The 20,775-nt window shown below is 49.7% G+C and carries 19 protein-coding genes; 11 read left to right on the top strand and 8 right to left on the bottom strand.

The window, feature by feature from the left end:
* The first annotated feature begins 549 nt into the window (after positions 1 to 549).
* Positions 550 to 1,743, top strand: coding sequence for a bifunctional phosphopantothenoylcysteine decarboxylase/phosphopantothenate--cysteine ligase CoaBC (coaBC, locus tag DWX91_RS08175; protein ID WP_118473009.1), 1,194 nt, complete (start codon positions 550 to 552; stop codon positions 1,741 to 1,743).
* Between the two features lie 109 nt (positions 1,744 to 1,852).
* Here the strand turns inward: coaBC and DWX91_RS08180 are convergent, their stop codons facing one another.
* The 3 genes from DWX91_RS08180 to DWX91_RS08190 all read right to left on the bottom strand — a co-directional run bounded on the left by DWX91_RS08180 (position 1,853) and on the right by DWX91_RS08190 (position 4,017).
* Positions 1,853 to 2,128: a hypothetical protein gene (locus DWX91_RS08180; protein WP_107001717.1), complete on the bottom strand. Its 276-nt coding sequence runs from the start codon at positions 2,126 to 2,128 to the stop codon at positions 1,853 to 1,855.
* A gap of 59 nt (positions 2,129 to 2,187) precedes the next feature.
* A complete protein-coding gene (locus tag DWX91_RS08185) occupies positions 2,188 to 2,457 on the bottom strand; it encodes a hypothetical protein (RefSeq protein WP_022359590.1) in 270 nt (89 codons plus the stop codon).
* A gap of 426 nt (positions 2,458 to 2,883) precedes the next feature.
* Positions 2,884 to 4,017: a M20/M25/M40 family metallo-hydrolase gene (locus DWX91_RS08190; RefSeq protein WP_118473010.1), complete on the bottom strand. Its 1,134-nt coding sequence runs from the start codon at positions 4,015 to 4,017 to the stop codon at positions 2,884 to 2,886.
* Positions 4,018 to 4,287: 270 nt separating this feature from the next.
* On the opposite strand from DWX91_RS08190, the gene bsh reads away from it, so the two are divergent.
* The 10 genes from bsh (at position 4,288) to DWX91_RS18010 (ending at position 14,092) form a co-directional block, all read left to right on the top strand.
* The gene (gene bsh / locus DWX91_RS08195; RefSeq protein WP_118473011.1) at positions 4,288 to 5,262 is read left to right on the top strand and encodes a choloylglycine hydrolase; all 975 of its coding nucleotides are present in this window, start codon (positions 4,288 to 4,290) and stop codon (positions 5,260 to 5,262) included.
* 193 nt (positions 5,263 to 5,455) lie between these two features.
* Positions 5,456 to 5,896 (top strand): FKBP-type peptidyl-prolyl cis-trans isomerase, encoded by a 441-nt coding sequence (locus tag DWX91_RS08200; protein ID WP_022359593.1) that lies wholly within the window; start codon positions 5,456 to 5,458, stop codon positions 5,894 to 5,896.
* Between the two features lie 284 nt (positions 5,897 to 6,180).
* Positions 6,181 to 6,633 carry a MarR family winged helix-turn-helix transcriptional regulator gene (locus DWX91_RS08205; protein ID WP_118473012.1) on the top strand — a complete coding sequence of 151 codons (453 nt, stop codon included), beginning with the start codon at positions 6,181 to 6,183 and terminating at the stop codon, positions 6,631 to 6,633.
* Complete coding sequence (locus DWX91_RS08210) at positions 6,623 to 7,981, top strand: MATE family efflux transporter (protein WP_118473013.1); 1,359 nt, start codon at positions 6,623 to 6,625, stop codon at positions 7,979 to 7,981. The genes DWX91_RS08205 and DWX91_RS08210 overlap by 11 nt, the downstream gene beginning before the upstream one ends.
* A 294-nt stretch (positions 7,982 to 8,275) precedes the next feature.
* Entirely contained in the window at positions 8,276 to 8,794 is a 519-nt protein-coding gene (locus tag DWX91_RS08215) for an Hsp20/alpha crystallin family protein (RefSeq protein ID WP_118473014.1), read from the top strand.
* Between the two features lie 158 nt (positions 8,795 to 8,952).
* Positions 8,953 to 10,140, top strand: coding sequence for a DnaJ C-terminal domain-containing protein (locus DWX91_RS08220; RefSeq protein ID WP_118473015.1), 1,188 nt, complete (start codon positions 8,953 to 8,955; stop codon positions 10,138 to 10,140).
* A 364-nt stretch (positions 10,141 to 10,504) separates the two neighbouring features.
* Positions 10,505 to 12,346, top strand: coding sequence for an NAD(P)-binding protein (locus DWX91_RS08225; RefSeq protein WP_118473016.1), 1,842 nt, complete (start codon positions 10,505 to 10,507; stop codon positions 12,344 to 12,346).
* Positions 12,340 to 12,681: a 2Fe-2S iron-sulfur cluster-binding protein gene (locus DWX91_RS18005; protein ID WP_412693856.1), complete on the top strand. Its 342-nt coding sequence runs from the start codon at positions 12,340 to 12,342 to the stop codon at positions 12,679 to 12,681. Before DWX91_RS08225 ends, DWX91_RS18005 begins: the two co-directional genes overlap by 7 nt.
* Positions 12,612 to 13,976: a [FeFe] hydrogenase, group A gene (locus DWX91_RS08230; protein ID WP_412693857.1), complete on the top strand. Its 1,365-nt coding sequence runs from the start codon at positions 12,612 to 12,614 to the stop codon at positions 13,974 to 13,976. Before DWX91_RS18005 ends, DWX91_RS08230 begins: the two co-directional genes overlap by 70 nt.
* A gap of 8 nt (positions 13,977 to 13,984) precedes the next feature.
* Positions 13,985 to 14,092: an iron hydrogenase small subunit gene (locus DWX91_RS18010; RefSeq protein ID WP_412693862.1), complete on the top strand. Its 108-nt coding sequence runs from the start codon at positions 13,985 to 13,987 to the stop codon at positions 14,090 to 14,092.
* Positions 14,093 to 14,216: 124 nt separating this feature from the next.
* Here DWX91_RS18010 and DWX91_RS08235 read toward each other — a convergent pair whose 3' ends face one another.
* The 5 genes from DWX91_RS08235 to DWX91_RS08255 all read right to left on the bottom strand — a co-directional run bounded on the left by DWX91_RS08235 (position 14,217) and on the right by DWX91_RS08255 (position 20,402).
* Complete coding sequence (locus DWX91_RS08235; RefSeq protein ID WP_182427361.1) at positions 14,217 to 15,170, bottom strand: carbohydrate kinase family protein; 954 nt, start codon at positions 15,168 to 15,170, stop codon at positions 14,217 to 14,219.
* Between the two features lie 97 nt (positions 15,171 to 15,267).
* The gene (locus DWX91_RS08240; protein WP_118473018.1) at positions 15,268 to 16,743 is read right to left on the bottom strand and encodes a glycoside hydrolase family 32 protein; all 1,476 of its coding nucleotides are present in this window, start codon (positions 16,741 to 16,743) and stop codon (positions 15,268 to 15,270) included.
* Positions 16,744 to 16,779: 36 nt separating this feature from the next.
* Positions 16,780 to 17,766 (bottom strand): ABC transporter permease, encoded by a 987-nt coding sequence (locus DWX91_RS08245; protein WP_118473019.1) that lies wholly within the window; start codon positions 17,764 to 17,766, stop codon positions 16,780 to 16,782.
* Complete coding sequence (locus tag DWX91_RS08250; protein ID WP_118481781.1) at positions 17,766 to 19,274, bottom strand: sugar ABC transporter ATP-binding protein; 1,509 nt, start codon at positions 19,272 to 19,274, stop codon at positions 17,766 to 17,768. Before DWX91_RS08250 ends, DWX91_RS08245 begins: the two co-directional genes overlap by 1 nt.
* Before the next feature lie 99 nt (positions 19,275 to 19,373).
* A complete protein-coding gene (locus DWX91_RS08255; RefSeq protein WP_107001728.1) occupies positions 19,374 to 20,402 on the bottom strand; it encodes a sugar ABC transporter substrate-binding protein in 1,029 nt (342 codons plus the stop codon).
* Positions 20,403 to 20,775: the final 373 nt, after the last annotated feature.

Here is a 20,775-nt window from a genome sequence, read left to right on the forward strand (position 1 = left end):
TTTGTTCACCAGACTGCCGCTTACCTGCGCCAATATCATGTGCATAAAATCCTTACAAATTCCGTTCTTTCCGGCGATACCATCCAGAAAAGCTGCGAGCCAGGGCATTTTAATTCCCCGTCTCTTCCGGTATGATTCTCCATCTCAGATACAGATCCGTATGCAGATACGCACATTCCGGCAGAAGTTTCTTCTGCCGCTTTCCGCGGATTTGCTGCCAGCACGTTCAGTGCCTGTTTTCTATGGGATACAATACAACTGCTGCCGCCTGTCCCTGTTCACATCCAGTGAAAACCAGGCCAGTCAGCAGACACTTCCACACTATATCACATCACTTTTCAACATACAACCAACAATTCTACCAGAATATGTACTGTTTTTTATTGTCTTTTCACAAAATAGATATTTCTTTCCTCTCCTGTTATATGCGCTTACCAAAGAATCTGGCAGAGAACGGAAGCCAAAAAGGGTTTACAATTTTTCCTCCAGATGCTATGCTGTTCGAAAATGACCCAGAAAACCAGAGTACAAACCGAAAGGATATATATTATGTTAACTGGAAAAACGATTATTTTGGGAGTAACCGGCGGAATCGCCGCATACAAGGCGGCGAACCTTGCCAGCCTTTTAAAGAAACAGCACGCGGATGTACACGTGATTATGACTAAAAATGCGATGGAATTTATCACACCGCTTACCTTTGAGACCCTGACCGTCAATAAATGCCTGACGGACACCTTTGACCGGAATTTTAAATTTGAAGTGGAACACATCGAGCTGGCGAAAAAAGCTGATCTCGCGATCATCGCCCCGGCGACTGCCAATGTCTGCGCCAAACTGGCACACGGACTTGCCGATGATATGCTAACGACCACGCTCTTAGCCTGCCAGTGCCCGCGCATCATTGCTCCGGCGATGAACACACGGATGTATGAGAATCCTATTACCCAAGATAATCTCCGCCTGTTAGAACATTACGGCTTTACCATCATCGAACCAGCAAGCGGTCTGCTCGCCTGCGGCGATTCCGGAAAGGGCAAATTTCCGGATGAGGGGCTGATCCTGGAATATATTCTCCGCGCGATCGCCTACCCGAAGGATCTCGCTGGAAAGAAGATCCTTGTGACCGCCGGTCCGACCCAGGAAGCGGTCGATCCGGTGCGCTACCTCACGAACCATTCGACCGGCAAAATGGGCTATGCGCTGGCACGGATGGCGATGCTGCGCGGTGCCGACGTGACACTCGTCACCGGCGAAACTTCACTGACTCCGCCTCCATTTGTCAATACTGTCCACATCAAAAGCGCACACGACCTCTTTAAGGCAGTCACCTCCCGGAGTGAGGAACAGGACATTATCATCAAGGCGGCAGCCGTCGCTGACTACCGTCCGGCAGTCGTTTCTGATGAAAAGGTCAAGAAATCCGACGGCGATCTGAGCCTGGCGCTGGAGCGCACTGAGGACACTTTAAGCTACCTCGGCGCACACAAACGTCCGGGACAGCTGCTCTGCGGCTTCGCGATGGAGACCTCCCAGCTCGAGGAACGCGCCCGCGGCAAGCTGGAACGCAAAAATCTGGATCTGATCGCTGCCAACAACTTAAAGGTAGCCGGCGCCGGATTCGGCACCGATACAAACGTCATCACGCTGATCGATAAGCAGCAGACCCGCCATCTGGAGCAGATGAGTAAGGAAGCGGCGGCGATGGAGATATTGACGGTTTTACGCGATATGATGAAATAGATTTTGATTGAAATAGATAGAGAAAGAGGAAGCAACCGAGGTTGATGGACGGATGCCTCCTCTTTCATTGAATATGGAATATATCATAAGCGTTATTTTTAGAATGTGGCTATTTAAAACGAATCCGCCATACTCCTATGATCAAGATAATTTCAGAAAGCAATCGCAATACTTTCGTGATTCGATAAGCTGTATCCTCTTTTATCTCTGGACTCTCCTGCAAGTATTTGCATTCAATAAAAGCCCTTGCCGCAATTTCTCCAAAAACTGCCAGCGCTAAAAATAAAGAAAAGCCTGCCATGCCTTTTGCATAACTGTACAATGACAGTAAGAATAAAATAGAGACGCCTATATTGTATAATGTCAGCCAGAATTTTTTCTTCATATTGATCACCTCTCGATTCAATCCAAGTGTAACAGAGTCTTTTATTAAGCAAAAATGTTCTAATGACGAGGCCATACTCCTACCACCAAAATAAGACCACAAAGATATCCGAGTGTTTTTGCGATCCGATAGGTTGTATCCTTTTTGATTTCCGGATTCTCTCGTAAAAATTTCCATTCAAATTTTGCCTCTATAATACTTGCTGCCAATACCGGTATCGCTAAACATAAGGTCACTGTTGTCAAGCCTTGAAGAGACGTGTACAGTAACAATAAAAGTACCACCGAACCGCCTAAATGGTATAATATCAGCCAGAATTTTTTCTTCATATCGATCACCTCTCGATTCACTATCCTGACAGGGCTGAAATCTCACAAAACAGCAACCTCTCTTTATTTTTGCAAAACCAGACATATCTCTTATTTATTCTAATAATATCAGATTTATATTCCAAAATATATAGACATTTTCTTACTTTTCTTACAAAATAGTTACAAAAATAACTCTACCAAAATGGAACGATACTTTTATAAATGAGAATATCCGCCCTCTTTTAATATCTGCTCTCGAATATCCCTTGCCTTTGGATATCCTTCTTCCATAAGCTGGATGGACATTTCATTCAGCGCTTGTCGATGTTATTTTCATTCCAAATCACCCTATTTTTTGTTCGAACGGCTATATAATTGTTTTGGTGAAATAATAAAGCCGTTCGGCTATGTCAACATTGTTCAGTTTTACTCTATACCCGCTTCTTACCCCTGCGTAATCAGTTCCGCGATCAATCTCGCCCCATTCACAATATCCCCCACCTTCGCATACTCCCGCACGGAATGAACATCGTACATACCGCAGGAAAGCACCGCGCATGGGATTCCGTGCTGCATCATCGTGTTTCCGTCGCTGCCGCCGAAGGTGCTGCCGAATTTCGGCTCGATTCCCAGGGTGCGGCAGGCCCCGGCAAAATGAACTGCCACCGGCGCGTCCGGTTCCAGATGGAAGGCTTTGACATGGAGGCGGTGTGTGAAAGAAAGCTCTGCCCCCGCCTCTTTGACAGCGGTTTCAAACACCGCACGGACATCTTCCAGGGTCTCCATTGCCTTTTCATGGCTGTAGCTGCGGATCTCGCCCCGGCAGGTGCAGAGTTCCGGCACGGCATTCACAACCGAACCGCCCGAAATCAAGCCCACATTCAGGGTTGTTTCCTCATCCACGTGCCCCAGCTTTAATGCGGCAATCGCGCGGGCCGCCGTCTGAATCGCGTGGATGCCTTTCTCCGGCTCAAATCCAGCGTGCGCTGCGCGCCCCTTGACTGCCGCCTCAAAGGAAAGGATCGTCGGTGCCTGCAGGATCGCTGTCCCGACTGGTCCAGTTACATCCAAAACGTAAGATTCCTTCGCTTTCATTTGGCTGAAATCGAACTCCGAGCTTCCTCTTGTAAACGGCTCTTCCGCCGCCGCAAAGAGGATCTCGATATCCCGGTGCGGGATTTCTGCCTCCTGCACGGCACGGATGCCTTCTAAGATGGCGATTACCCCGGTCAGATCGTCCGCGCCAAGCACGGTGGTTCCATCCGAAGTGATGGTTCCGTCCTCATGAAAAACCGGCTTCTTTCCGATTCCCGGCGCGACCGTGTCCATATGCCCGGACAGCAGGATCGGCGTGCCAGACATCCCTCCCTTTAACGTTCCAAACAGATTTCCCGCATTGCCTCCTATTTTCTCGGCTGTGTCATCTTCCTTTGCCTGGATTCCCAGCTCTGCGAGCTTTTCCTTCAAGCGATCCGCCATCTCGCGTTCCCCGAAACTTTCTGAGTCGATCCGCGCCAGCTCATCAAATTCAGCGCGGATGCGGGCTACGTTTATCTGGATTTTATCTGTATCAGTCATGAGTGAATCCTCCTGTGAAAAATTTATATGCCTATCATTTCTATCTGTTTTTATCCCTTATTATATACCCAGACAAAACATCTGTGAAGCTGATTAATTCTACTTTTAATTTTTCTATATTTTTCTCAAAAATTTGATATACTAAATATACTAAAAAACAGCAAGATTCACTTTCACTTTTACAGTAATACAGTTGAATATAGAGTATGCAACAAATAGGCCGGCGCAATCTGCCCCACACACTTTGAAACAGAGAAAGGAGAAATGACTATGTGTACAGCAGCAACTTACAAAACCATCGATTTCTATTTCGGCAGAACTTTAGATTATGAATTTTCTTACGGGGACGAAGTAACCGTCACACCTCGCAACTATCCACTTACTTTCCGCCACGCAAGCGCGGTTTCGACCCACTATGCCATCATCGGCATGGCACATGTGGCGGGGGATTATCCGCTTTATTATGATGCTTTTAATGAGAAGGGGCTTTGCATGGCGGGACTAAATTTCGTCGGCAATGCCTCCTACCAGAAGCCGCAGGAGGATCATGACAACATCGCACAGTTTGAGTTCATCCCCTGGATTCTCAGCCAGTGTGCGTCCGTGAAAGAGGCTCGCGTCCGCCTCGCCCAGATGGTACTGACCGACACTCCATTCAACGAGCAGTTTGCCCCGGCGCAGCTTCACTGGATTCTTGCCGATAAAAATGAATGCATCGTCATCGAGCCGATGGCGGACGGACTGCATATCTACGACAATCCGGTGGGTGTCCTGACAAACAATCCGCCGTTCCCGCAGCAGCTGTTCTCCCTCAACAATTACATGAACCTGTCCCCGAAGCAGCCGCAGAATACATTTTCTGCCGATCTGCCGCTTACAACCTACAGCCGCGGCATGGGCGCTCTCGGACTTCCGGGAGACCTCTCCTCCGCTTCCCGGTTTGCACGGGTCGCTTTTACAAAATCAAATGCCCGCTCCGGCGCATCCGAACTAGAAAGTGTCAGCCAGTTTTTCCATATCCTAGGTTCGGTTGACCAGCAGCGCGGATGCTGCGAGGTCTCCGATGGAAAATATGAAATCACACTCTACACCTCCTGCTGCAATGCGGATAAGGGGATTTACTACTACACGACATATGAAAACCATCAGATCACGGCAGTGGATATGAACCGGGAGAACCTGGACGGGGAGACGCTTTCGCGGTTTCCGCTGGTGCAGGGGGAGCAGATTCGATGGGAGAACTGATCTTCTCTGCTTCCAGCTTGCCCCATCCTCGTTGCAAAAACTGACAATATCGGTACCGGAGAGACAACATTTCTCTTCCCATTCGCCTTGTTTTCTAGTATACTGATAAATATGCATCTGAAATCACTGGAAATTGTCCGTTTGAGGAAAATTGTCCATTACCGCATATCAATATCATTTGGAGGATTTTAAAATGTCTGAAATCACAGGACGCAACGTCGGCAAAACCTGCCGCACACATTACAGAGGTACTTTTAACGATGGCACACAGTTCGATTCTTCCTACGATCGCGGCGAACCGCTGGAGTTCGTCTGCGGCGCCGGTCAGATGATCAAGGGCTTCGATGCCGCTGTCGCTGATATGGAAGTCGGCGAGGTAAAGGAGATCCACCTGATGCCGGAGGAAGCTTACGGCATGCCGGATCCGAACGCAATTCTGGAGCTTGAGATTGCCAAACTGCCGGGTTCCGAGGAACTGCAGGTAGGTCAGCAGGTTTACTTAACCAACCAGATGGGACAGCCGTTCCCGGTAAAGGTTATCGCAAAGGATGAAGTAAATATCACGTTTGACGCCAATCATGAGATGGCTGGTAAGGAGCTGAACTTCAAGATCGAATTAGTTGAAGTAAAGTAATTACTATTATTTATGGTAAATACCATGGAAAGTGAACGTACTATCCAAACACATTGCGGCTATGGAAATTTTTCATACTTCATAAAATGCCACGCCGCTGCATTCTGTGTTGCTGCCCACCTACATACAAACAGCAACACAACTGCCCTTACATTATAACAACACGCGCCGTCAGCGCCCATCCCGGGAGCTGGCGGTATTTTTTTCTTGACAACTTCTCATTTCCCTATATAATTATCTATGGTAATTATCGCAAGCAACTATTTGATAAGGAGACTTTCTATATGACCATCGAAACAATCAAGCGGATGTTGGACGCCTGTTATCAGGGCAAGCGGATCCGGGATATGCTTCCGCCGCTGCCGAAGGGAGTCACTTCCTCCTATATTCAATATCTGGATGTCATCCAGTCGCTGGAACGAAACGGCGTCCACGTGAAAATATCGGACATCAGCGATGCGCTGAACCTGCCGCGCCCCGGCGTGACCCGGACCGTCAAGGAGATGGAGACGGGTGGTTATCTGCAAAAGAAAACCTCGCCGGACGACAGACGCATCACCTACATTTCCATCACCGAAGCGGGCAGGGCGCTCTCACAGACGTATGACGCCGAATACTTCAGCGCGCTCGCCCCATCTTTAGATACCATCTCTGAGGAAGATGCCCGCCAGATGGTTCAGACGATGGAGACATTTTATCAGATTATGTGCAAACGGAGGGATTCCCATGAACAATGATAAAGCTGATTTTACACAAGGCAGTATTCTGAAAAAACTGATTGCCTTCATGATTCCGGTACTCGGCGCACTGATTCTGCAGGCGGCATACGGCGCGGTCGATCTGCTGGTGGTTGGACGGTTCGGTTCGACTTCCGGCCTTTCCGCTGTCTCCACCGGCAGCCAGGTCTTAAACCTCGTCACCTTCGTCGTAATCCAGTTCGCTATGGGTATCACGGTTTTGATCGCCCGCTATCTCGGTGAAAAGAAACCGCAGCAGATCGGCGCGGTTGTCGGCGGAGCTTCGATCGTGTTTACGCTCATTTCCGCCGTTTTATTCGTCGTCATGGTCTTTTTTGCCCGCCCGATCGCCATTCTCATGCAGGCGCCCGAGGAGGCGGTGGATCTGACCGCCAGCTACATCCGCATCTGCGGAGGCGGCATTTTCTTCATCGTCGCCTACAACCTGCTGTCCGCCATCTTCCGCGGGCTCGGTGACAGCCAGTCGCCGCTTCTCTTTGTCCTGGTTGCCTGCATCGTCAATGTGATCGGCGACCTCGCACTGGTAGCTGGTCTTCATATGGACGCCGCCGGCGCCGCCATCGCGACCGTCTCCGCGCAGGCGCTCAGCGTCGTATTTGCTATTCTTCTTTTAATTAAGAAAAAACTGCCATTTACGATCACCCGGCATGATTTCCGGTTCAACACCCAGTGCCCGAAATTTCTTTCCATCGGGCTGCCGCTCGCGCTCCAGGAATTTTTAACCCAGCTTTCCTTCTTAGCCCTGTGCGCGTTCGTCAACCGCCTGGGACTGGAGGCATCCTCCGGTTACGGTGTAGCCTGCAAGATCGTCAATTTCGCCATGCTCGTCCCGAGCGCCCTGATGCAGTCGATGGCTTCCTTCGTCTCCCAAAACGTAGGGGCAGGGAAAGTCAAGCGTGCCAAGCACACCCTTTTTACGGGAATCGGCGTCGGTCTGTGCGTCGGCTGTATCGTCTTTACCCTGGTTCTCCTAAAGGGCGATATCCTGTCCGGCTTCTTCTCGACGGATGCGGCGGTCATCCAGAACAGCTATGATTACCTGAAAGGATTCGCACTTGAGTCCATCGTGACCGCGGTTCTGTTCAGCATGATCGGATATTTCAACGGAAATAACCAGACACTCTGGGTTATGACACAGGGACTCATCCAGACGCTTCTGGTGCGTCTCCCGCTAGCGTATTTCATGAGTATCCAGCCGGACGCCAGCCTGACGAAAATCGGTCTCGCAGCCCCGGTTTCTACGATCGTCGGCATCATCCTGAACATCGGATATTATATCTACTGGACCCGGAAACAGCAGCACCCGCCAGTGGAAGAAATCATATAAAAACATAGGAACTGCTCCGTAACAGGCAGGCACTTTCAGAGCGAAGGTGTCTGCCTGTTATCATTACGGTACTTTCGGTTCCAAAAGTGCCTACCCGTGAATAATTGCGTTGTTCACAAAAACTTCACAGAAAATTAGCACTCACCTCTTGACAGTGCTAATTATGTGTGTTATATTACAGCTAGAACAAAGGAAAGGACAAGGAAATGAATGAGTTCCCCTTTTCCTCCCAATGTTTTTACATAGATGATAACTACAAAGACATTTACAGATAACTAAAAGGAGAGATGACTTATGTATATGCCGAGTATTTTTAATAATAGTGTATTTGATAACTTTGATAACTGGATGGATTTTTCCTTCCCGAGCTTTAACCAGAGACTGTATGGCGCTTCCTCTTCCCAGCTGATGAAGACGGATGTCAAGGAAACCGATAAGGATTATGAAGTTTCCATCGACCTGCCGGGATTTAAGAAAGACGAACTTCAGATTGAGCTGAAAGATGGCTATCTGACCGTCAGCGGTTCGAAAGAAGTCACATCGAAAGATATGCCGGAGGAGAATCAGAAAAATGCAACGACCGCAGAATCAGATGCTTCCAAGAAGGACGCTAAAGCCGAGCAGAAAACCGTTAAATATATCCGCCAGGAACGCTACAGCGGCAATGTAAGCAGAAGCTTCTACGTCGGCGAGAACTTGGAAGAAAAGGATATCCATGCCAAATTTGAAAATGGCACTCTGACCCTGACCTTCCCGAAAGAGCTGGAAAAGAAAGCGGTTGAAGAGAAGCATTTCGTTTCCATCGAAGGTTAATAATCAGATAGGCAGCTGCGGCTCACACATTGTGTTGCCAGCAGCCAGATAGCTTCAGGAGCTGTCGCAGGAATGCGGCAGCTTCTATCATACCCAATCTTTTATCATAACCTAAATAATTGAAACTTAAATCACTGCATCTACGGAGGTGATAATCAATGGCAGAGAAAAGAGACTATTATGACATACTGGGGATAAAGCGGGACGCCAGTGCGGAGACGATCAAAAAGGCATTCCGGAAACTTGCCAAAAAGTATCACCCGGATTCCAATGCCGGTAATCCCCAGGCAGAGCAGATGTTTAAGGATGTCAACGAAGCCTATTCGATCTTAAGTGATCCAGAAAAAAAGAAACTCTACGATCGCTTCGGTCACGCCGCATTTGACCCGAACAGCGCCGCATACGGCGGAGCTGGCAGTGCCGGCGCTTCTGGAAATGGTCCATTTGGCTCCGGCTTTGGCGGTACCGGTCAGGGCGGTGCCTGGCACTATCAGAGCGGTCCGGGCGGTTATGCAGAATACCATTTTACCGGGGATGACATGGACGATATGGGTGACATTTTTGGAGATATGTTTGGCGGCATGTTCCACGGCAAGAGTTCGGGCGGCAGTTCCCGCAGCCGACATTTCACGGGCGGTTCCGGGTTTGGCGGCTCTGGGACTCATTTTACCGGTGGTTCCAGTTTTGGCGGTTCTAGCGCTCATTTTGGCGGCGGGTCTGGCTTTGGCGGCTTCGGCGGCAGTCAGGGCTTTCACAGCGCCAATTCCCGTGAGAAAGGTTCTAACCTCACGTCCGATGTAACCATAAGCTTTGATGAAGCCGTATCCGGCTGCGAGAAGCTCATCACTCTGCAGAACCCACAGACCGGCAAGCGCCAGTCTTTACAGGTTCACATCCCAGCGGGCATCGATACCGGTAAATCTATCCGTCTGAAAGGAAAGGGCATGCCGGGAACGGGCGGCGGCGAGGCGGGCGATCTTCTTTTAAATATCACCGTCACCGCAAAACCGGGATGGGAGCGCAAGGAGATGGACGTTTACTCGACCGTCCGCATTCCGTTTACCACCGCAGTCTTCGGCGGTGAGGCGCTGGTTTCCACCCTGTACGGCAATGTCCTGTGCAAGATCGCAGCCGGGACGCAGTCGGGAACCAAGATTAAATTAAAGGGAAAAGGCGTTGTTTCCATGAAGAATCCGTCCATCCATGGCAATCAGTACGTGACGGTTCAGATCGATGTCCCGAACCATCTGACCCCCGAGGCAGAACAGAAACTTCGCGAATTTGAACACGCCTGCGGACTGAACAAAAACAGTCAGGGCGGACCCAACGGCAGGAGCGCAGCTTGACGGCTCCTGCCGTTTTTTACTGAACGTCTGTAAAGCCAAAAATATCATAGAATTTTCGCCTTATTATTTTCATATATATGGTTGTGATTTTCATAAATATGATATTTTAATTGCGAGCAATCCACAATTTCATCACTTTTTAATTGTCATGAAATTACCGCAGCTATATATTCAACATTTTTTCACACTTTATACCTATCTTTCTTATCTATTTTATCTGTTTTTACCTCACTTTCATTTCTTTTTAGATATTTTGCAATAAATATCTTGTATTTTTCGCTCGTTTTATGCTATAGTAAACACATAATTGCATCGAAAAATATAACGCATTTTATTTCACATTTATGAAAGGAGTTTACACCTTATGAGCAGACTCGTTATACCTACTAACAGCGAGGCTCAGAATGTCGTAGAAGGGCTTTACAAGGATCTGGAGCGGCGTATCATCGCCAGCCCGCCGGGCCTGTGTCCTGTCGATCTGACCGCTGCATTTTTAAAAATGTGCCATGCACAAACCTGCGGCAAATGTGTTCCCTGCCGAATCGGTCTCGCGCAGCTCTCCAATCTTCTGGAAGACATCCTGAACGGAAAAGGAACCATGAAGCATTTAACCATGCTGGAGGAAACAGCCCGTGTCATCGAAAGCACGGCTGACTGTGCCATCGGCTATACCGCTGCCCAGATGGTTTTAAAAGGACTGGACGGCTTCAAAGAGGATTTTATGGAACATATCTTACACAACCGCTGCCGCAGTAATCTTGATCAGCCGGTTCCCTGCGTAGCTCTGTGCCCGGCCGGAGTTGATATTCCGGGTTACATCGCCCTGACCGGCGAAGGACGCTATGCCGATGCAGTCCGCCTGATCCGCAAGGATAACCCATTCCCAACCGCCTGTGCGCTGGTATGCGAGCACCCATGCGAGTCCCGCTGCCGCCGCAACATGCTGGATAATTCTATCAATATCCGCGGTATCAAACGTGTAGCTGTGGATATGGCAGGATATGTACCGGCACCGGCCTGTCCAACCTCCACCGGCAAGCGCATCGCGATCATCGGCGGCGGCCCCAGCGGCCTGAGCGCTGCTTATTATCTGCAGCTGATGGGACATCAGACCACTGTATTTGAAAAACGCAAGAAACTCGGTGGCATGCTGCTGTACGGAATTCCAAGCTACCGCCTGCCACGAGCGCGCCTGCAGGATGATATCAATGTTATTCTGGAAACCGGTGTGGAAGTCCGTCTCGAAACTTCAGTCGGCAATGAGCCGGGACAGCTGTCTCTGGAAGAACTCCGCAAAGAATATGATGCTATCTACATCGCCATCGGCGCTCATAGTGATAAAAAGATTGGTATTGAGGGAGAAGATGCCGGCGGTGTTATCTCAGCCGTCGAATTCTTACGTGCCATCGGTGACGGCAAATATCCAGATCTTAGCGGCAAGAAGGTCTGTGTTATCGGCGGCGGCAACGTAGCCATGGACGTAGCCCGTTCTTCTGTCCGCCTGGGCGCAGACAAGGTGGCAGTTGCCTACAGACGCCGCAAAGCTGATATGACAGCTCTTCCGGAAGAGGTTGAAAGTGCCATGGCTGAAGGCGTAGAGATCATGGAACTTTACGCACCGGAGCGGATTGAAGCAGACGAGGACGGCCAGGTAAAAGCTCTCTGGGTAAGCCAGCAGATGCCGGGAGAAATCCGCGGCGGACGTCCTTCACCGAAGGCTATCGGCACCGACTCTATCCCGGTTGAATGTGATATCGTCATCGCAGCTGTGGGTCAGGGCATCGAAAGCCGTTACTTCGTAGAACAGGGTATCGACGCAAAATGGGGCATCATCCAGGCAACCGGATGGACCTCCATTCAGAATATGCCGGGTATCTTCGCCGGAGGCGACTGTGCAACCGGACCGGCAACCGTGATCCGTGCAATCGCTGCCGGCAAGGTAGCCGCAGCCAACATCGACCAGTATCTCGGCTACAACCACGAGATTACCTGCGATGTGAAGATTCCGGAACCGGATCTCTCCGACCGTACTCCTTGCGGACGTGTCAACCTGACAGAGCGTCCTGCCGGAGAACGCAAATGTGACTTTACACTTACCGAATGCGGCATGAGCCTCAAGGAGGCTGGCCAGGAAGCCAGACGCTGCCTGCGCTGTGATCACTTCGGTTATGGAAACTTCAAAGGAGGGCGGACCACATCATGGTAAATACGAATCTTGTATCCATCAAAATTAATAATATACCACTGCAGGTTCCAGAAGGAACCCGGATTCTGGACGCCTGTCGCGACAACGGTTTTCACGTTCCTTATCTTTGCTATCTGAAAGATATCAATGAGATCGGTGCCTGCCGTGTCTGCGTTGTAGAAGTGAAGGGAATCCACCATCTCGTTACCTCCTGCAACAACCAGGTTCAGGAAGGCATGGAGATTCTCACAAACTCCCCGCGGTCCGCGAAGCCCGCAAGATCAACGTGGAACTGCTTCTTTCCCAGCATCACACCAACTGTCCCACCTGTGTGCGCAGTTCCAACTGTGAATTAAAACAGGTGGCAAGTGATCTGAACCTGACCGTTGACCGTTATAAAAACGAATATCCGGAAATGATCTGGACTTCTACTTTCCCACTGATCCGTGATGCAGGAAAATGTATCAAATGCATGCGCTGCGTCCAGATCTGCGACAAGATCCAGACCTTAAATATCTGGGATGTGTCCGGAACCGGTTCTCATACAACCGTCGATGTTTCCCACAATCTGGAAATCAAAGAATCCGACTGTTCTCTCTGCGGACAGTGCGTTACCCACTGCCCGACTGCCGCTCTCCAGGAGCGGGATGATGTGGAAGCCATCAATGGTATCCACGGTGAACTGGCAAATGATGACAAGGTAACCGTAGCGGTTGTCGCTCCGGCTGTCCGGGCCGCATGGGGTGAAGAATTTGGTCTTTCCCCGGAATTTGCTACTGACAGACGTTTCGTATCCACCTTAAAATCCGTTGGATTTGACTATGTATTCGATGTTGACTTTGCAGCCGACCTGACCATTATGGAGGAAAGCAACGAGCTTTTAGCCCGCTTACAGCAGCCGGATAAATACAGCTGGCCAATGTTCACCTCCTGCTGCCCTGGCTGGGTCAGCTTTGCAAAGAGCCAGTATCCGGAGCTTCTGCCGCAGCTTTCCACTGCCAAGTCCCCGCAGCAGATGTTCGGTGCTGTCATCAAAACTTATTTTGCACAGAAAAAAGGCATTGCACCGGAAAATATCACCTGTGTTTCCATCATGCCGTGTATGTCCAAGAAGCGCGAACTGATTCTTCCGGGCATGGACAGCGCCGGAACCGGACAAGATATTGATTATGTTCTGATCACCCGTGAGATATGCCGTCTCATCAAGGCCGATCATATCGATGTATCCAGACTTTCGGAGTGCGATTTTGACGATCCTCTCGGTGAAGCAACCGGAGCCGGTGTGATCTTCGGTGCCAGCGGCGGCGTACTGGAAGCAGCGCTTCGTACCGCTTACCACACCGTAACCGGTGAAAATCCGGAGATCGGCGAGCAGAGTCCGCTGAAGGTTCTGCGCCAGATCGGTTCCTTTAAGGAACTGGAAATCGATATCAAGGGTGTGAAACTGCACTGTGCAGCACTCAGCAGCCTAGGAGAGGCCAGACGCCTCATTCAGGCGATGAAACGCGGCGAATGCCGCTATGATTTCGTTGAAGTCATGGCATGTCCGGGCGGCTGTATCAACGGCGGCGGTCAGCCGATCCGCCCATCTTTCCAGAATAAGCCGAGGACTGCGCAGACCGCGACCAGTGCCTGCGTGCTTATGATGTAAACAGCGCAATCCGCTTCAGCCATGAAAACCAGGCCGTTCAGACACTGTATGACGAGTATCTTGAAGCTCCGTTATCCGATCGTGCACATCATCTGCTGCATGTGGAGGAATATTAATATATCCAAACGGTCACACAACAAAACCCCAGAGAGTTGCCGCTCTCTGGGGTTTTGTGTCATTCACAGATGACCAATCTGAGGCTAGTTACCAACTACTTACTCCATCTTTTCTTCTAGCCTCTCAGCTCTCTTCAATCTCCTCCATCTCCGGAATTGCCGAGATTCCGCCGCGGCGTTCGACGCACAGGCTTGCCACTGCGTTGCCGACCCTGCCAAACTGAATCATCTGCGCCCGGGTCAGGTGTTCCGGCGAGGTTTCTTCCTGCAGATAGGAGGCGAGAAAACCTCCCCAGAAGGAATCACCAGCGCCGGTTGTATCGACCGCATGGGAGGAAAAGCCCTCCGCTTTTACGATTCCATTTTCATTGCCGATCAGGGCGCCATCTCTTCCGAGCGTCACTGCCACCAGGTGCACGCCCTGACGGAGCAGATACTGAATCGCTTCCTCCGGGTCCTGATAGGGGGTCAGAAGCGAGGTTTCTTCATCCGAAATCTTCATCATATCTACATAGGGAATCAGCGACTGCATCCGAAGCTGTGCGGTCTCCGGATCACTCCAGAGCGCCGCCCGGTAGTTCGGATCGTAGGAAATCACCGCACCGCTGTTTCTAGCAATATTGATCGCCTCATAGGTTGCCGTCCGGGATGGATCATCGGTCAGCGACAGGGAACCGACATGAAATACTCTCGTATTTTCCAGGATCTCCGGATCGATCTCTTTCATGCACAGATTCGTATCTGCCCCCGGCTTTCTCGCAAAGGCAAATTCGCGCTCCCCGTTTTCTTTCAGGCTTACAAATGCAAGCGTGGTAAAATACTTCTCATCCTGAATCAGGTTGTCCGTATTGATACCTGCCCGGATCAGGGTTTCCTTCAGGAAATCGCCGTGCATATCCTTACCCACCTTGCCAATAAATGCTGTCTTCCTTCCAAATTTCGCAGCAGCCGCCAGCAGATTGGCCGGCGCACCTCCCGGATTCTGCTCAAACAGACGCATTCCCTGCTGTGAAACACCTGCTGGAGTAAAATCAATCAGAAGCTCTCCCAGCGCTGTGATGTCTGTTTTTATTCTCATACGAATCATCCTCCGTATTACAAGTTATATCAATGGTGCCGCCATCCAGCCCTCTCACAGGCGGACAGCCACATCCGTTCGTCTCTCACAAGGAATTTTACTTCCGAATCGCGATATTTGCAAATTCTACTTTCGCGTCCTGCGCCAGCAGACCGATCTCGTACTCCGGTTTCCGGAAAATACGATAGGTAAATGCCACCTGCTCGCCCACGAACACCTCAACCATATCATGATCCACCGAAATCTTTACATCAATTGCCTGTCCATCTTTAATCTCAAAGGTCTTCTCAGCCACCCGAACGCCATCCGGTCCCGGTTCGGTTGCCTTCGGAACTGCCTGGCAGGACTGCTCCCAGAACGGGTCAACTCCCATCGGCAGGGACAGAAGGGACACTCGCTGCATCGCCACATCAAACTCTAAGAACAGGCAGCCGCTTGCCTCCCAGTCGGATTTCAACAGGATTCCGAAGGAATCATTCGCTTCTTTCGGGATCACCGTGCCGGTAAACAGGAACTTTTCTTCCGGCTGCTCCAGGAAACCATACGAGGTTGTCCCGCATCCATCCAGCTCAACCGTTGTATCTCCATACAGCTTGTATTCTCCCATGACCGGAAGGTATTTCCAGTCAACTTTCTCTTTAAAGCAGTTTACATATTCTTCCGGAAGCTTCACATCCAGCTGTCCGTCTGACGTTGCAACGACCTCATGCGGAATACAGAACGTGCCACCCCAGTACCACTCGCCGCGGTCGCTGTTTTCTGCACGGTCATGCGCCCAGGCAAAGTAGAAACGGCGCCCGTTGTCATCCTGCATGGATTTAGCTGCATAGAAGCGGCGTCCGCCGATGCCGTCTTTCTTCGGCTTTTTCCACGGTCCAAACGGAGATTTGGAAGTGCGGTAAATCGTGTTGACAAACTCGGAAAAGCGGGAATAGGAAAGATACCAGGTATCGCCTATCTTGTACATCTCGCTACATTCCGGACAATTCGTATTGCCTGCCGAATACAACGGACCATAATACTCCCAGTTTACCAGATCCTTTGAGCGGTACAGGACGATACAGCCGCGTCTTGTCACCGGCATATCCAGCCGTCTCGCCGAGATCAGAATCCAGTAGCATTTATCTTCCTCATTATAAAATACATACGGATCACGCCAGTCCAGCTTTTCATATAACTCTATCATCGGCGTGATAACCGGGTTTGCCGCGTCCTTCGTCCAGGTGATACCATCCTCGCTCGTCGCATGGCAGATCGTCTGCTGATATTCTGCCGTCAGGCAGTAACCCGTATAGAATGCGTGATATTTTCCTTCGCCGTAGATAACCGAGCCCGTCCACACGCCGGACGCATCCGGCTCATCGCCCTCGCCCGGATACAGGGCTGTCGGCAGCTCCTCCCAGTGCACCAGATCCTCCGAAACAGAGTGGCTCCATGTAGTACGCAGTCTCGCCGGATATACCGTGGTTCCTGGCGGGGATGTCAGTGAAAAAATATGATATTTACCTTCATGATAAAACGGAATCGCGTCACCGGTCGAATCCGCAAATGACATTTTTCTGAAAAAGTCCATTCTTCTCTCCTTGCCTTTCTAAATGTGCTCTTGGAATCATTTCTTTTTTCTGAGGAGTGCCAGATTGCCCTTCTGGGAATCCAGTACAACCGCGCAGGCAATGATCAGACCCTTTACAATCAGCTGCCAGTAGGAGCTGACACCGATCAGATTCAGACCATTGGAAATAATACCGATTACCATCGCACCGAATACTGTGCCGCTGATACGTCCGCGTCCACCTGCCATCGAGGTTCCGCCGAGGACACAGGCTGCGATCGCATCCATCTCATAGCCACTTCCGACGGACGGCTGTCCGGAATACATTCTCGATGCCAGAACCAGACCTGCAAACGCCGCCAGAGCGCCCGACAATGTAAACACGATGATCTCGACTTTCTTGATCGGAACACCTGAGAGACGCGCCGCCTCACGGTTTCCGCCGATTGCATACACATAGGTACCAAATTTTGTTTTAGAAAGCAGAAAACTAAATACGATAATTAAAATAATCATATAGACAACCGGCAGCGGAATAATGTTAAACAGATAACCCGTTCCGATTGCAATGAAAAACTTATCCGTAATACGGGTGGACTGTCCGCCCGAATATACATACGCGATACCGTTGCAGACATTCATCATTGCCATCGTAATGATAAATGCCGGAACACGGAATTTCGATACAACCATACCATCAATCAGACCAGCCACAACACCGATGATGATGCCAGCCGCAATCGCTACGCCAATCGGAAGTCCCTGATTAACTACAAATCCTACCGTCAGAGTTCCGCTCATCGCTACGATCGCGCCAACTGCCAGATCGATGTGTCCGAGAATAATAATCAACGTCATTCCCAGTGCAATGTATGTATTAATGGAAATCTGTCTGAGCACTGAAATGATATTGCTCGGTGTCAAAAATTTATCGGTTGCCAGTGCGACTACCACACATAAGATAACCAGCACTCCAATAATTCCTGTATTTCCGGTAAATACCGAGAGTACCGAATTGCCTGCTGTACTTTTCTTTCCGTTCATCACTCTTCGCCTCCTGCTGCATACTGCATGATTCTCTCCTGATCCAGTTCTTCTCTTCCGAGTATTCCCGTCATTCTTCCCGCCTTGATGACACATACGTTATCGCACATATTGATGATCTCCGGCAGCTCGCTGGATACCATGATAACGGCGATACCCGCTTTCGCCAGCTCATTAATAACGGAATAAATCTCAAACTTCGCATTGACATCGACACCTCTCGTCGGCTCGTCCAGAATCAGGACATCCGGCTTGATTGCCAGCCATTTTCCAAGGACAATCTTCTGCTGGTTTCCGCCGGAAAGACTTCCCGCTTCCACCAGTTCCACCCGGTCTGCCACTGCTTTGATATGAAGCTTTTCTTTATAATAATCAATCACTTCCTGACATTTCCGGTCGCTGATGGCAATTCCGTTAATATAAGAGTCAATCGATGCCAGCGTGAGGTTAAAACCGACCGTATTGCCAAGGACAAGTCCCTGTTTTTTCCGATCCTCCGGCACCAGTCCGATGCCCGCCTTGATTGCCTGGATCGGTGTCGTGAAGCGGACTTCCTTTCCATTTAAAAGAATGGTTCCGCTCTGGTATTTTCTGGCTCCAAAGATACATTCCATGATCTCGCTTCGTCCGGCTCCGACCAGACCCGCAAATCCCAGGATCTCTCCCTTTCTTACCCGGAAGCTGATATCTGAGAACACACCCTCACAGGTTAAATTCTTCACTTCCAACGCCGTTTCTGCATGTCCCAGATCGTTGTAATCTCTGGCATAGAAGCTCTCTAACTCCCGTCCTACCATCATGGCTACCAGCTCGTTCGCATTCGTCTCCGATGTTTTTTTCGTTCCCACATAGGCGCCATCGCGGATGATGGTAACCCGATCCGAGATCCGGAACAGTTCTTCCATACGGTGGGAAATATATATAATGCTTACCTGTTTTGCTTTTAATCTCTCAATGATTCCAAATAACTGTTCTACCTCGTCATTGGAAAGGGAGGACGTCGGCTCGTCCATGACGATGATCCGTCCGTCGAAGGATACCGCCTTTACAATCTCAACCATCTGCTGCTGGGCGATCGTCAAAGATTCTACCAGCGTATCCGGGTGGATATTGACCCCGAGGTTTGCCAGCATCTCGCCTGCCCGGCGGTTCGTCTCCCGCATATCCACGGTGCCGAATTTCGTCTTGATTTCCCGTCCCAGGAACAGGTTCTGCGCGACCGTCAGATACGGAACCAGGACGATCTCCTGATGTATGATTCCGATTCCTTTCTCCTGGGCGTCCGAAACACCATTTATCTCAACTTCCTGACCATTAATCTCGATTGTCCCGCTGTCCGGTTTATAAATTCCTCCAAGGACCTTGATAAGCGTTGATTTACCCGCTCCATTTTCTCCCAGAAGCGCATGAACCTCGCCCATTTCCAGGGAAAAATTGATCCCTGACAATGCATAGATCCCGGAAAAACTTTTCTTGATATCTATCATTTCCAGAATTGTTTTTCCCATAGAACCCTCCGTTTTTTAGAAATGCGGCAATGAACCCCATCGCCGCATTTTCCATGTTTTATTTTATTTCACGTAACTGTTAAGCTTCCTCGCAGTTCATTACTGCCAGTCGTTCAGAGTCTTCTCTGCCTCTTCTTTCTCTACCAGATGGGAATCCAGATATACTTTCTTCTCATCGATTGCGGTATCGCCGCCTACATATTTCTCAGCTGCGTCAAATGCATATTCTGCAATCTGAAGCGGAACCTGGCATGCAACTGCGGTGAACTCGCCGTCTAAGAGTGCCTGTTTTCCATCCGGGGATGCATCGATGCTATATACACCGATCTCGCCGGTCTTGTTTGCTGCCTTGATAGCTGCTGCCGCACCCAGGGCAGACGGGTCATTGATACAGAAGAATGCTTCCAGATCCGGGTTTGCTGTGATGATATCCTCAGCCAGTCCCATCGACTGATCGAGCGCTGCACCGCCATCCTGCTGTGCTACAATCTCAAATTTATCTTTCTGATCGCCAAGACCCTCAAGGAAACCATTGACACGATCCACGCAGCTTTCATTGGACGGGAAATCCAGAACTGCAATCTTTGCGCCATCCGGATAATCTTTCGTCATCTGCTCGCCCACTAACTGGCCTGCCATATATGCGTTGGTTCCAACGAACTGTGTCACGAACTGTTCGATATCATCATCGATGACCGCGGTATCTACGTTGAAAATCGGAATACCCGCATCTGCAATCTCAGCCAGTCCGGAGGTAATACCTGCGGAGTCAACCGGGATAACAAATACTGCATCGTAACCGCTGTTTGCACAGTCAGATAACTGGCTGAGCTGCTTGTTTAAATCATAATCCGGATCCAGGCAGGTATAGGAAATGCCGTTTTCCTTGCACAGCTCGCTGAGCTTTGCATCAATGGAACTCTGGAAAGTATTGTTTAAAGTATTCGTACAGAATGCAAACGATAAATCGCTGGTCTTTGCCTCAGCCCCCTGCGTATCTGCCGCTGCCTCAGAAGCATCGGCTGCCGCTGTTGTATCGGTACTGCTGGAAGAGCCGCATCCTGCCAGCATTGCTGCCATCATGCAAACTGAAAGACCTGCTGCTGTAAATCTAAGACTTTTTTTCATAAATCTGATCCTCCTCTTACTTCATCACTGTTTAGTGCATTTCAAACGGATTGTTATAGTTTTCTTTTTACGTAAAAAATTTTCTCTCTGGAAGGAGTCTCCCTGTCTGATATCTAGATATTACTCTATTCCATGCTCTTTCGTCAATACTCTTGTGGCATATTGCACTAATTTCAGCGATATATTCATCCTGTTTTATTGATATTTATGCACTTCTACCGCTCTTTCTAATTTTTTACGTAAATTATATTTACCTTATCGTTTTGCTCCTATTTTTGTGCTATAATCAAAAAAACAGAAACACAAAACTGCGGCAAATTCAAATCCAGCCGCGCAGGAACAGCCGGACTAATCCGTGCCAGCAAGGGGGAGT

This window comes from Clostridium sp. AF22-10, from assembly GCF_003478725.1.
In the GTDB taxonomy this organism is placed as follows: domain Bacteria; phylum Bacillota; class Clostridia; order Lachnospirales; family Lachnospiraceae; genus Otoolea; species Otoolea fessa.